The following is an 11,364-nucleotide window of genomic DNA, read 5'->3' as shown; positions in this document are numbered from 1 at the left end:
TTTGGTTGAACACTTTTCATTATAGGTCATATGGGACTTTTTTCTATACTCAAAAAGGCTCCATAATTTCCATGGTGGATTTACCCACTACAGAAATTATAGAGCCCGAAAAGCTAACACCTAGAGAGGACGAAATTCGTTCTCTCTTTTTTATCTCTTTCTTATTTCTAGGAGATAAGCTGAAAAGGGCTCTCCCCAGCTTTTCACTGTTCAAAGCATCAAAATCCGTTTCATCTTCCTGAAACCAAAGGCATTTTTTTAATGACTTTGATGAGATTGTTAGTTGTTTCTAATTTGGTGTTGGAATTGTTGTTGGAAAATGTGAGTTTTGTTGTCTTTCAGTGTAGGTCATAGGGGATTTTTTCTACACTCAAAAAGGCTCTATATGACCATAGTGGGTTTACCCGTCATAGTCTTATAGTGCCTTTTATTTTTTGCTTAGTTTAACAACCGCCTCGGTCCGTGCTGTGTGGGGAAACATGTCGACAGATTGAATGTATTCTACCTTGTAGGCTTTGCTTAGCTCAACAAGGTCCCTTGCAAGAGTGGAGACGTTGCAGGATACATAAACCATTTTAGCTGGTCTGTAATCCAAAATGGTTTTGAGGAGCTTTTCGTCGAGTCCAGTTCGTGGGGGATCAACTACCAAGGCATCGGCCCTGTAGCCTTCTTGGTACCACTTTGGAATGATCTCTTCTGCTTTACCTGCCTCATAGTGGGTATTGGATAGTCCCATTCGCTTAGCGTTTGCTTTAGCATCCTCGATGGCTTCTGGAATAATGTCCATACCTCGAACAGATTTGACCTTTTTAGCAAAGGCGAAGCCGATTGTGCCCACGCCACAGTAGGCATCAATCAAGTCTTCATCTCCTGAAATATCCAAAGCCTTGACGGCCTCGCCATATAGAATTTCTGTTTGTTGGGGATTTAGTTGGTAAAATGCCCGTGGAGATAGCGAGAATTCGTAATCTAAAACAGCTTCATCGATAGCTTGTTCGCCCCATAAAATTTCTGTTTTTTCACCATAAATATCACTCGTTTTCTGTCTATTCCAGTTTAGAGCAATAGTGATTATACTTGGAAATTGACTGGTGAGTTCATCAATTAATTTAATAAGATTAACCTGACAAGCGGTGATAAAGATCACTTGAACTTGACCTGTTTTTCGAGCCTTGCGGACCATAACCGTGCGGATTCCATGTTGCTTGCGCTCATTATAAATAGGAATACGGTGCTTGGTGAGTAGCTTTGCGATTCCGTTGATAATCTCTTGTGTTTCGGCATCTTGGACGTAACAATTCGTAATTCCAATCAAGCGATGGGAATTTTCCGCATAGAGACCAGCTTTGACTTGATCTTTGTAAGATCGAGTCTGGAACTGTAATTTGGCACGATAGTGGCTAGGCTTATCCATACCGATTGTTGGATAAATAGTGTAGTTTTCGTAGCCAGCTGGTTTGAACTTTTTTAGGGCCTGCTGTAAGAGAGCTTGTTTGAAGTCTAATTGTTTATCATAGCGGAGGTGCATGATTTGACAACCACCACAGGCTTGATAGATGTCACAGGCAGGCTTGACACGGAATTTTGATTCCTTGTTGATTTTTAACAATTTTGCTTCAACGAAATTTCGTTTGATTGAGGTAATTTGACAAAAAATTTCTTCCCCCTTAAGGGCACCAGGGACAAAGACTAGCGTTTTTTGATAAAATCCGATGCCTTCTCCGTTGATGCCCATTCGTTTGATTTTTAAGGGGATTCGTTGGTTTACTTGTAGATTCATATTATTATTTTACCGAAAAATCCTGTATAATGAAAGAATGAGAATTACAAAAATTGAAAAGAAGAAACGTCTTTATTTACTTGAAGTGGATGGTCAGGATAGTTTATATATTACGGAAGACACAATTGTTCGCTTCATGCTTAGTAAGGGAAAGGAAATCACGGAGCAGGAGTTTCGTGAGCTTCGCGATTTTGCTCAGTTTTCTTATGGGAAAAATCTAGCACTTTATTACCTTTCCTTCAAGCAACGTACCAAAAAAGAAGTTAGTGATTATCTAAAAAAATATGAAATTGAAGAAAACAATATTGTCAAGATTGTGACGGTATTAGAAGAGGAAAAATGGCTAGACGATGAGAATTATGTTGATAGCTATGTTCGTCAGAATGCTCTAAATGGAGATAAGGGACCAGCTATGATTCGTCAGAAGTTGATGCAGAAAGGAATTCCTAAACCGCTGATTGATAAAAGGCTGGCAGAGGAAGATTTTTTAGAGCTTGCTAGGAAGATTGGGGAGAAATTGGTGGGTAGATACCAAAGAAAATTGCCTCTTCGAGCTTTGCAAGATAAAGTTGTACAGGGATTGATGGGCAAGGGTTTTTCTTATGAGACGGCCAAACAAAGCCTGGGTCAGTTGGAACTTGTGGCTGATGAGGAAAATGAAGATGATTTAATCGCCAAGGAATTGGATAAGCAGTATAGAAAATATAGTCGTAAATATGAAGGCTATGAATTGAAGCAAAGGTTGATACAGGCTTTAGCTCGAAAGGGTTATGACTTTGATCGGATTCAGGCTGTCCTTCGTGATTATTTGTGAAAAAATTTAGCCTAGGTTAGAAAAATATGATATAATAGTCAAGATAAATTGTAATTGTAGAAAGTTGGTAACAAAGTGAAATTACCAAAGGAAGGCGACTTTATTACAATTCAAAGTTATAAGCATGACGGTGAAATTCATCGCACTTGGCGTGACACCATGGTATTAAAAACAACGGAAAATGCTATTATTGGAGTCAATAATCATACCTTAGTGACTGAAAATGATGGTAGGCGTTGGGTAACAAGAGAGCCAGCAATCGTTTATTTTCATAAAAAATACTGGTTCAATATCATTGCAATGATTCGTGAAAACGGAGTTTCCTATTATTGTAACCTTGCTAGTCCATATGTTCTCGACAATGAGGCACTCAAATACATTGATTATGACCTAGATGTTAAGGTCTTTGCTGATGGTGAAAAGAGACTGCTGGATGTGGATGAATATGAGCGTCATCGTAAGGCGATGAAGTATTCGGATGATATTGATTTTATTTTGAAGGAAAATGTCAAGATACTGGTTGATTGGATTAATAACCAGCGCGGACCATTCTCTCCAGCCTACGTTAATATCTGGTACAAACGCTATTTAGAACTGAGAAGTAGATAAAGTTAGAAAAGAAAATCCTGTTTTACAGGCTTTTTTCTTATTGTAAAGGAGGGGCTTATGGCCTTTGAACAAACAAATGGGCGCTATGCAAGTTTTGGAGTTGTGACCTCGCTTCCTGGGGAAGTGATTGATAGTTTCTGGTATGTTATTGATCACTACTTAAAAGGGGTTATTCCGTTAAAAAGTGTAATCCGTTTTTCTATCAAAAATCGTCGTGGTAAGATTACGCTGGTCTTTTCGCAGGAAGGTTATAAAAATGTACTGGCTGTAGATCTAAGTAGTCGTTTTGATCCTTTTTATCCCTCAACAATCTTGGTAATGGACAAGCAGGGAAAAGAGACCATTACTTTGCCAGATGAGGTGACCTTGCTTTAGCTTGAAGAGCTGGTATTTCATTACCTAAGATGTTGTTAATATATGAAATTTGGTGTAAAATAGATTTGTAAGCTTATGTGGGCTAGAAAGGAGGAGTCTATGGTTAGTCAAACTGTTGAAAAACCTCTCTATTTGCAGTTGGTTGATGAATTGGAAGTTGCAATTCGCGAGAGGATGGCTCCGAATGACAAGTTATTTTCAGAGCGTGAGTTGACACAGGTTTATGGTGTCAGTCGTATTACAGTTCGTTTGGCTTTGCAAGAATTGGAAAAACGTGGCTTAGTCTATAAGAAGCATGGTAAGGGAACCTATGTATCTGAGATTTCAGATACTGCAGTTGATTTGTCTCAGGCCTATAGTTTTACTGAGCAAATGAAAAAAATTGGGAAAGTACCAAGGACATCGATTTTATCCTTTGAATTGGTTAAGGCGTCGGACTATATTGCGCAGCATCTACAACTTAGTCAGGGTGAGGAAGTGTTTGAAGTTGAACGTTTGAGACTTGCAGATGAGGTTCCGATGATGTTGGAAAGGACATATGTTCCTGCCTCGCTATTTCCTGGATTAGCTGCTCAGCAAATGAAGTCAACTCCCTTGTATGAAATTTTTTCAGAGGATTATCATCAGGTGATTCGTTTGGCAGAAGAAGAGTTCTATGCAAGTATTGCTTTGGATAATGAAGCTAAGATACTCGGAATTCCAAGCAATAGTCCAGTGCTTCATTTGGTAAGAAAAACGTATAATGATAAGAATAGAATTATCGAGTTTACGTTTAGTATTGCTAGAGCGGACCAGTTTCGTTACAAGATTACCCATCAACGGGGATATTAGAATCAATACTCTTCGAAAATCAAAATTATTCGTTGTCAAGAGCCTTGATGAAATCCAGTTCTATCTTCGGTTTCGTTTCCTAGGCTACTTTTGATTGTTATTGGGTATGAAAAAAACGCGGACGTTAGTCTGCGTTTTTTTAGCGATGATTGGCTGTAATTTCAAATTTGTAATACTTCCAGTGTTTGTAAGTTTCAGTATATTCCATCACTTCACCGCTAGTACTGTTAGTAGTTGTTTTGTTTTGTAGTACAGCTGGTTCAGTCGCTTTTAATTTCAAATGAGAGGCAACCTCTTTTGGACATGGGCTGACAATTTCATTCGTTTCTACAAATGGTTCTTCGGACATGTGGATATTGTAGTCCAGTTTGAAGCGTTGATAGATTGATTGATAGTGCTCGAGTGGAGCATCTGGATTCTGGATATATCGTTGAGGGATATATGAATTGTGGAAGATGTATGGAGTGTCTTCTGCTGCGCGGACGCGTACAATTTTATAGTAAAACTCATTCTTATCAAGATTTAGTTTTTCAAGGATATCGGGTTTATTGCCTTTTTCGCACGAGAGAACAGTAACCTTATCCTTATCCATCGGAAAAATCTCAATATCAGAAAATTCTACAAGACGTCCTTTGCGTGAACGGGATACAAAGGTTCCTTTACCTTGTTGACGAACGAGGTAGCCGTCTTTAACTAGTTCGTTTACTGCACGAATAACGGTAATAGAGCTAACGTTAAATAGTTTTGTTAATTCAGATTCTGTGTAAAATTTGTCGCCATTTTCAAATTTACCAGAAATGATTTGCTGACGTAAGTCGTTTTGTATAAGCTGGTACTTAGGTACTTTCATACTTATTTCCTTCCTTTCCATGGCTTATTATACTAAATTAATTGATGAAAATCAAAAAATATAGCTGAAATCCATAAAAAAATAGATGTAATCCCTTTCGGAGTAAGGAAATAGAGGTGTTTGTAAAAAAAGTAAAAAATTTTTAAAAAAGTACTGGACATAACCACAAATAAGTGTTAGTATATTAATAGAAAGGTAAACGGTTACATCGGAGGAAGAAATGAAAGAATTTTATATTGGAGACCAATTTTATTTGGACGGTGAACCCTTTAAGATTTTATCAGGCGCGATTCATTATTTTCGTGTCCATCCTGATGATTGGTACCATTCTTTGTATAACTTAAAGGCCCTTGGTTTTAATACGGTTGAAACCTATGTCCCTTGGAATATGCATGAACCTCGAAAGGGTGAGTTTTGTTACGAGGGTATATTGGATATTGAGCGATTTTTGAAATTGGCTCAAGAATTAGGGCTTTATGCGATTGTACGTCCTTCCCCTTATATTTGTGCGGAGTGGGAATGGGGTGGCCTCCCTGCTTGGTTGATGAAGGAAGAGCTTAGAGTACGTTCGAGTGATTCGGTGTACTTGCAGCACTTAGATGAATATTACGCTTCTCTTATTCCTAAATTGGCCAAGCTCCAACTCGCACAGGGTGGAAATGTACTTATGTTCCAAGTGGAAAATGAGTATGGCTCTTATGGTGAGGAGAAGGAGTATCTAAGATCGGTGGCTGGCTTGATGCGTAAACATGGTCTAACTGCTCCCTTGTTTACCTCGGACGGTTCTTGGCGAGCAACATTACGTGCAGGAACACTGATAGAGGACGATGTATTTGTAACAGGAAACTTTGGTTCTAAAGCTAGAGAGAATTTTGCAAATATGACGGCATTCTTTAATGAACATCAGAAGAATTGGCCACTCATGTGTATGGAATTTTGGGATGGTTGGTTCAATCGTTGGGGCGATGAAATTATTCGTAGAGAGCCGGAGGAAATGGTTGATTCGGTTATGGAATGTATCGAATTGGGCTCCTTGAATCTGTACATGTTCCATGGTGGAACAAATTTTGGTTTCATGAATGGTTGCTCTGCTCGTGGTCAAATTGATTTGCCTCAGGTAACTTCTTATGATTATGATGCTATATTGGATGAAGCTGGAAATCCTACTAAGAAGTTTTATATTTTGCAACAACGTTTGAAAGAAGTCTATCCTGAATTAGAGTATGCAGAACCGCTTGTAAAAGAGGCAAAAGCTTTTTCAGATGTGTCGCTTCATGATAAGGTGAGTCTATTTGCTACTCTAGAAAATGTAAGCGATTGCGTAAAAGGGTTTTATCCTAAGAATATGGAAGAACTTGATCAGTCAACAGGTTATATTTTATATAGAACAGAGTTGGAGCGGGATAGGACAGAAGCGGAACGTTTCCGAGTGGTTGATGCGCGTGACCGTATCCAAATTTATGCAGATGGAAAATTCGTTGCAACTCAGTATCAGACAGAGATTGGTGACGATGTTGAATTGGATTTTAAAGATGACAAGCTAACATTAGATATTTTGGTAGAAAATATGGGACGTGTCAATTATGGGCACAAACTAACGGCTCCTACCCAGTCTAAAGGGCTTGGTCGAGGTGCTATGGCTGATTTACATTTTATTGGTCATTGGGAAACCTATCCTTTGCATCTTGAGTCAGTTGAGGACCTGGATTTTAGTAAGGGCTGGGAGGAAGGTCAAGCTGCTTTCTATCGTTATCAGTTTGAACTGAATGAACTTGCGGATACTTACTTAGACATGACAGGTTTTGGTAAGGGAGTTGTTTTCGTTAACAATGTAAATATTGGACGTTTTTGGGAAAAAGGACCAATCCTCTATCTCTATATTCCAAAAGGATACTTAAAGAAAGGAGCGAATGAAATAATTGTCTTCGAGACAGAAGGAAAATATAGAGAGAAGATTCATTTTTCACAAAGACCCGTTATAAAAGACTTGTAGAAATTTTAATCGGTTTCTGCCTAAAAGATTTATGAAGAAAAGGAGAACACTGTATGGCAATTATTGCTACGCGTATTGATGGTCGTTTGATCCACGGTCAGGTTGCTAACTTATGGACGACGAAATTGAACATCGGTCGTATCATGGTTATCGATGATGCTGTTGCTCAAAATGACATTGAAAAACAAGGACTGAAATTAGCATGTCCTCCAGGCGTAAAATTATCGATTTTACCGATCGAAAAGGCTGCTAATAACATTAAGGAAGGGAAGTACGATAGCCAACGTCTTTTGATTGTTGCCCGTCGTCCTGAAAACTTCCTACGTTTAGTTGAATATGGAGTGGAATTGGCAGAATTGAACGTAGGTAATATGTCTCAATCACCAGAAACACGCTCTGTAACACGTTCTATCAACGTTGTAGATAAGGACATTGCAGATTTCGATGCCTTGGTTGCTAAAGGAGTTAAATTGATTGCTCAAATGGTACCAGGTGACACACCAAAAGACTTTATGCCACTCTTGGATAAAGTTAGATAAACTTTGGATATTTTTGAAAAATTTTAAAGGAGGATCACTATTATGCAATGGTGGCAAATATTACTTCTAACGCTCTATTCAGCTTATCAAATCTGTGATGAGTTGACGATTGTATCATCAGCTGGTTCACCAGTTTTTGCTGGTTTCATCTCTGGTTTGATCATGGGTGATTTGGCAACTGGTTTGACAATCGGAGCGTCTCTTCAATTGATGGTACTCGGCGTGGGTACTTTCGGTGGTGCATCTCGTATCGACGCAACTTCTGGTGCAGTTCTTGCAACAGCCTTCTCAGTATCACAAGGTATTGATCCAGAATTAGCTGTAGCAACAATCGCGGTTCCAGTAGCAGCACTCCTTGTCTATACAGATATTGCTGGTCGTTTCTCAACCACTTACTTCGCACACCGTGTGGATGCAGCTGTTGAAAAATTTGATTACGCAGCAATCGAACGTAACTACCTTCTCGGTGCTATCCCATGGGCACTCTCTCGTGCACTCCCTGTATTCCTTGCTCTTGCATTCGGTGGTGAATTCGTAGATGCAATGGTACAAGCTATCCAACAATATCAATGGGTTGCAAACGGTTTGACATTGGCTGCACGTATGCTTCCAGGTCTTGGTTTCGCTATCTTGCTTCACTACCTTCCACTTAAACGCAACCTTCACTACTTGGCATTTGGTTTTGTCCTTACAGCTATGTTGACTGTTCTTTACGGTAACGTATCTGCATTGGGTGGCGCTGTAGCTGGCATCGTTGGTACACTTCCAGAAGATTCTGGTGTAGCATTTGTAAACAACTTCAAAGGCTTGTCAATGATTGGTATCGCAATTGTTGGTATCTTCCTTTCAGTTTTACACTATATCAACAGCCAAAAAGTAGCAGTAGTTGCTCCATCAAATTCAGAAAGTGGGGAAATTGACGATGACGAAATCTAATTACAAATTAACAAAAGAAGATTTTAATCAGATTAACAAACGTAGCTTGTTCACTTACCAACTTGGTTGGAACTATGAGCGTATGCAAGGTTCAGGTTACCTTTATATGATCTTGCCACAGCTTCGTAAAATGTATGGAGACGGCACTCCTGAATTGAAAGAAATGATGAAATTGCATACGCAATTCTTCAATACTTCACCATTCTTCCATACCATCATCACAGGTATTGACTTGGCTTTGGAAGAAAGCGACGGTGTTGCTTCTAAAGATGCGGTTAACGGTATCAAGACTGGTTTGATGGGTCCATTTGCACCGATTGGTGACTCAATCTTTGGTTCATTGGTTCCAGCAATCATGGGTACTATTGCAGCAACATTAGCTTCTGATGGTAACCCAATTGGTATCTTCCTTTGGGTAGCAGTTGCAGTAGTATATGACATCTTCCGTTGGAAACAGTTGGAAATTGCCTACAAAGAAGGTACTAAACTGATCACAACTATGCGTGATAAGTTGACTGCCCTTGTTGATGCTGCATCAGTAATGGGTGTCTTCATGATGGGTGCTTTGATTGCAACTATGATCAACTTTGAAGTATCTTGGGCTCCAGCAATTGGTGAGAAAACAATCGATATCCAAGACTTGCTTAACTCAATCTTCCCACGTTTGGTTCCAGCAATCTTCACAGGATTTGTATTCTGGTTGCTTGGCCGTAAGGGCATGACTTCTACTAAAGCTATCTTGATTATCATCGCACTTGCAGTTGGACTTTCTGCTATCGGTCACTTCGTATTCGGTATGGCGTAAGATATGGCTAAGAATTTAATTTTAGTAAGTCACGGTCTCTTCTGTGAAGAGTTGAAGAAATCTACTGAGATGATTATGGGTCCTCAGGAGGATATCTATACAGTAGCGCTTTTACCAGAAGAAGGTCCAGAAGACTTCCAGAAAAAATTTGAAGAAACAATTGCTAATCTAGATGACTTCGTTGTCTTCGCAGATTTGTTAGGCGGTACACCAGCCAATGTCGTATCACGAAAATTGATTGAAGGCGGACAGTTTGACCTCTATGCAGGTATGAACATGCCAATGGTTATCGGTTTCTTGAACGGTGTCCTGCTAGGTGAAGCAGTTGACTATGTGGAATTCGGTACAAGCAACCTTGTTCACGTCAATAGCCTACTAACAAGCGATGAGGATGAGTGAAAAACTCCAGTGGAGTTTTTCAGCCCGAGCCTAGAAATAGGAGAGCGAGGGAAGTTCAAGTGACTGTTTCAGCCCGAGCTTAGAAATTGGAAAATCGAGGACAATTCTAAAGTCTAATCGTAAGATATACAAGTTAGTCATCTATTTAGATAGGCTTTAAGTATCCTGAGGGAGTTGCAATAGTGACTCCCTCATTTGGCTTATGAGGAAAAGAAATGATTGAAGTAAAAGAATTTGGTCAAAAAGCGAAACTCTATTGCTTGAAAAATAAAAATGGTATGCAGGTCACTCTGACGGATTTTGGTGCCAGAGTGGTGCAAGTACTCTTGCCGGTAGACGAAAATGCCGGTCTACGGAATGTCAGTTTGGCTGCTAAGTCGGATGAAGATTACCGCAAGACAGATTTGTATCCTGGTTCAACAATTATCCCAGTAGCGGGGCGTATTTCAGGTGCCCAAGCTGAGATAAAGGGAACAAGCTACCATTTCACAGAAAATGAACCTGGTAGGACTCTACACGGTGGGGTTGACACGGCAAATGAACAATACTGGGATGTTGCTCTTGACCATGAGAGAAATCAAGTGACCTTTGGTATGGTCCTAAAAGATGGTTTTAATGGCTTTCCTGGTGATGTGAGGGTCAAGGCTATTTATTGTTTGACGGATAAAAATGAATTGACAGTTGACTACCAGGCTGTATCGGATAAGGATACGATTTTTAATCCGACCAACCATGTGTATTTTAATTTGACCGGCGATTTTACGCAGTCGGTGGCTGACCACAAGTTGATCATCGCGGCTAGCCGTTTTGCTCCCTTGGGCGAGGACAATCTGCCGACCGGCGTTTTGCAAGAAGTGACGGATACACCGTTTGATTTCCGTTCTGGAGGGACATTTGCTCAAGGATTTGATAGTGATTTTGCCCAGAATGTTTTGGTCAAGGGGTATGACCATCCGTGGCTATTGGATGAGGTAGATGTGCCTGTGCGCGTGGTCAGTCCAGATGGGAAAGTCGAACTCAGTGTCCGCACCAATCAACCTTCTGTCGTCATTTATACCTACAATTATCCTGTGGAGGAATTGGCTACTTTTCACGGGGCATTCAGTCTGGAATGTCAGGCTCTACCTAATACCTGCAACCAAGAAGGGTTTGGTTCGATTTTATTGGAAAACGGACAGGATTACCTGTCACAAACGATTTACCAGTTTAGATGGTAATGGTAAGAGGCTGGGCAAAAAGTCCAGGACCACTACTCAGAGTTTGTATCAACATCTCAGCGCAGTGGTTGATTGGCAGATTTGTTCGTGTTTTGCACTCCAAATCTGGCCTCTACGACTGATGCGAACAGAGTTCGCCTTATCTCCAACCTCAAACTGTCTCCCAGACAGTTTGAGCTGTGCGGGGGTGGGAGTGAAACAGTCTGGGGATAGACT

Annotated in this window: 12 protein-coding genes and 1 pseudogene; 11 read left to right on the top strand and 2 right to left on the bottom strand. The window is 40.1% G+C overall.

Going from position 1 to position 11,364, the window contains the following annotated elements; all coding sequences use genetic code 11:
• A pseudogene (locus NOL38_RS10000) lies at positions 1 to 242 on the top strand (hypothetical protein); the annotation flags it as partial.
• 185 nt (positions 243 to 427) lie between these two features.
• On the opposite strand, the gene rlmD reads toward NOL38_RS10000, so the two are convergent.
• A complete protein-coding gene (gene rlmD, locus NOL38_RS09995; RefSeq protein ID WP_277942060.1) occupies positions 428 to 1,780 on the bottom strand; it encodes a 23S rRNA (uracil(1939)-C(5))-methyltransferase RlmD in 1,353 nt (450 codons plus the stop codon).
• Between the two features lie 37 nt (positions 1,781 to 1,817).
• Here rlmD and recX point away from each other — a divergent pair, with 37 nt between their 5' ends.
• From recX to NOL38_RS09975, 4 genes are all read left to right on the top strand, one after another.
• Positions 1,818 to 2,594: a recombination regulator RecX gene (gene recX, locus NOL38_RS09990; protein ID WP_099871064.1), complete on the top strand. Its 777-nt coding sequence runs from the start codon at positions 1,818 to 1,820 to the stop codon at positions 2,592 to 2,594.
• Positions 2,595 to 2,669: 75 nt separating this feature from the next.
• Positions 2,670 to 3,203 carry a nucleoside tri-diphosphate phosphatase gene (ntdP, locus tag NOL38_RS09985; protein ID WP_004194106.1) on the top strand — a complete coding sequence of 178 codons (534 nt, stop codon included), beginning with the start codon at positions 2,670 to 2,672 and terminating at the stop codon, positions 3,201 to 3,203.
• Positions 3,204 to 3,260: 57 nt separating this feature from the next.
• Positions 3,261 to 3,578 carry a DUF960 domain-containing protein gene (locus tag NOL38_RS09980; protein ID WP_004194104.1) on the top strand — a complete coding sequence of 106 codons (318 nt, stop codon included), beginning with the start codon at positions 3,261 to 3,263 and terminating at the stop codon, positions 3,576 to 3,578.
• A 99-nt stretch (positions 3,579 to 3,677) separates the two neighbouring features.
• Positions 3,678 to 4,409, top strand: a complete 732-nt coding sequence (locus NOL38_RS09975) for a GntR family transcriptional regulator (RefSeq protein WP_074391581.1) — start codon at positions 3,678 to 3,680, stop codon at positions 4,407 to 4,409.
• A 139-nt stretch (positions 4,410 to 4,548) separates the two neighbouring features.
• Here NOL38_RS09975 and agaR read toward each other — a convergent pair whose 3' ends face one another.
• Positions 4,549 to 5,259, bottom strand: a complete 711-nt coding sequence (gene agaR, locus NOL38_RS09970) for a transcriptional regulator AgaR (RefSeq protein WP_172034978.1) — start codon at positions 5,257 to 5,259, stop codon at positions 4,549 to 4,551.
• Positions 5,260 to 5,479: 220 nt separating this feature from the next.
• Between agaR and NOL38_RS09965 the strand changes: the two genes are divergently transcribed.
• The 6 genes from NOL38_RS09965 (at position 5,480) to NOL38_RS09940 (ending at position 11,148) form a co-directional block, all read left to right on the top strand.
• Positions 5,480 to 7,252, top strand: coding sequence for a glycoside hydrolase family 35 protein (locus NOL38_RS09965; protein ID WP_277942059.1), 1,773 nt, complete (start codon positions 5,480 to 5,482; stop codon positions 7,250 to 7,252).
• A gap of 53 nt (positions 7,253 to 7,305) precedes the next feature.
• On the top strand, positions 7,306 to 7,791 hold the full coding sequence (locus tag NOL38_RS09960) for a PTS sugar transporter subunit IIB (protein ID WP_105109652.1): 486 nt from the start codon (positions 7,306 to 7,308) through the stop codon (positions 7,789 to 7,791).
• A gap of 39 nt (positions 7,792 to 7,830) precedes the next feature.
• Positions 7,831 to 8,727, top strand: coding sequence for a PTS mannose/fructose/sorbose/N-acetylgalactosamine transporter subunit IIC (locus NOL38_RS09955; protein ID WP_277942061.1), 897 nt, complete (start codon positions 7,831 to 7,833; stop codon positions 8,725 to 8,727).
• Positions 8,714 to 9,532 (top strand): PTS system mannose/fructose/sorbose family transporter subunit IID, encoded by an 819-nt coding sequence (locus NOL38_RS09950; RefSeq protein ID WP_277942058.1) that lies wholly within the window; start codon positions 8,714 to 8,716, stop codon positions 9,530 to 9,532. Before NOL38_RS09955 ends, NOL38_RS09950 begins: the two co-directional genes overlap by 14 nt.
• 3 nt (positions 9,533 to 9,535) lie before the next feature.
• Entirely contained in the window at positions 9,536 to 9,931 is a 396-nt protein-coding gene (locus NOL38_RS09945) for a PTS sugar transporter subunit IIA (RefSeq protein WP_277942057.1), read from the top strand.
• Positions 9,932 to 10,146: 215 nt separating this feature from the next.
• Positions 10,147 to 11,148 carry an aldose epimerase family protein gene (locus tag NOL38_RS09940; RefSeq protein WP_277942056.1) on the top strand — a complete coding sequence of 334 codons (1,002 nt, stop codon included), beginning with the start codon at positions 10,147 to 10,149 and terminating at the stop codon, positions 11,146 to 11,148.
• Positions 11,149 to 11,364: the final 216 nt, after the last annotated feature.

This window comes from Streptococcus suis (genome assembly GCF_029616525.1).
In the GTDB taxonomy this organism is placed as follows: domain Bacteria; phylum Bacillota; class Bacilli; order Lactobacillales; family Streptococcaceae; genus Streptococcus; species Streptococcus suis_AF.
Note: the sequence above shows the minus strand (reverse complement) of the source record. Positions and strands in the feature narration are given on the sequence as shown.